Origin of the sequence: Massilia sp. CT11-108, assembly GCF_047302915.1 — a bacterium.
Taxonomy (GTDB): domain Bacteria; phylum Pseudomonadota; class Gammaproteobacteria; order Burkholderiales; family Burkholderiaceae_D; genus Telluria; species Telluria orientalis.
Genome location: NZ_JBKYMO010000858.1, coordinates 1 through 1,506, shown reverse-complemented (window position 1 = coordinate 1,506; position 1,506 = coordinate 1). Strand labels below are relative to the sequence as shown.

The window sequence follows — 1,506 nt, the reverse complement described above, 5'->3', positions numbered from 1 at the left end:
GAGCGCGCCCTGCTGGACGCGCGCGAGGCGCTCATCATGGACGCCGGCGACATCGGCTCCATCCCCATGCCGGGCTCGGTCGCGGGCGCCGTCAACATGGGCATGCACATGCTCAAGGGCGACCGGCCGCAGATCCTGCTCGACAAGCTGGGCGAACGCCTCGCGTTCGAACGCACGGGCACCCGTCTGTACGACGCGCTGCTGGCGAAATGCGACGTGATGCAGGGCGGCCCCGCCGGCATGACGCGCGACCACGTCGCCGCCATCCGCCGCGACGAAGCCCGCCACTTCCTGCTGCTGAAGGACGCGATCGAATCGCTGGGCGGCGATCCGACGGCGCAGACGCCCAGCGCGGACGTGACCGGCGTCGAGTCGCTGGGTTTCGTGCAGGTGCTGAACGATCCGCGCACGAGCCTCGCCCAGTCGCTGCACGCGCTGCTGACGGCCGAACTGGCCGATCGCGCCGGCTGGGAGACGCTGATCGCGCTCGCGGGCGAGGCCGGCCAGGACGACCTCGTGGCCGGCTTCACGCTGGCGCTGGAGGACGAGCACCGGCACCTCGTCCTCGTCCAGGGGTGGTATCACGAGGCGATCGGGCTGACGCCCGTTCCCGGGATGCTGCCGCCGGGCGGGTCGGCCGGCATGCCGCCCGATTCGACCACCGCGCCGACGACCTCGCCGGACGTGACGACGCCGGGACCGGGGGCGGACATCTGAGCCCATTTCGCCTAAAATAGAGGGATGGCCCACATTTCGCTCGTCCTGCCGTTCGCCCTCCCCGTTCCCGAATTCGCGCCCGACCTGACCCGCGCCCTGCAGGCGCCGGCGCTGGCCGCGCTGTTGTCGAAAATATCAGACGCGCGCTACCGCCCGCTCGACACCGACGCGCGCGTCCTGCCGCATGAGCTCTGGATCGCGCGGGCGCTGGGCGTCGCGCACGGGCTCGTGCCGGGGGTCGCGACCAGCGCGATGCGCGCAATCGGCCTCGATCCGGAGGACGGCATGTGGTTCGTCGTGAACCCGACCCATATCCAGATCGCGCGCACGCATTTGCAGATGGACGACATGCGCCAGCTCGACCTGCGCGAGGACGAAGCGCGCGCCCTGTTCGACAGCGCCCGGCCCTGCTTCGAGGACGCCGGCTACGCGCTCGCGTGGGGCGCGCCCGACACGTGGTTCATGCGCGCGGACGACTGGACGGAAATCGCGACGGCGAGCCCGGACGCGGCCGTCAACATGAACCTGACCGACTGGATGCCGTCCGGCCCGCAGGTGCGCGCGTTCCGCAAGCTGCAGAACGACGTGCAGGTGACGTGGTTCACGGACCCGGCCAACGCGGCGCGCGAGGCGCGCGGCCAGTTACCGATCAATTCCTTCTGGCCGTGGGGGAATGCGAGCATGGCGACCGAACACGCCCAGCAACTGGTGGCGAAGGTCTCCGGCAAGCCGCTCGTGCGCCCGCGCGTGGCGGCGTTCGACACGCCCGGCTGGCTGACGGCGCTGGCC

The 1,506-nt window shown here is 71.2% G+C and carries 2 protein-coding genes; both read left to right on the top strand.

Annotated elements, in window-relative coordinates; genetic code table 11:
• The coding region (locus ACEN88_RS31450) for a ferritin Dps family protein (RefSeq protein WP_413346049.1) at window positions 1-717 on the top strand (717 nt) is incomplete at its 5' end.
• Window positions 718-741: 24 nt separating this feature from the next.
• The coding region (locus tag ACEN88_RS31445; RefSeq protein WP_413346047.1) for a hypothetical protein at window positions 742-1,506 on the top strand (765 nt) is incomplete at its 3' end.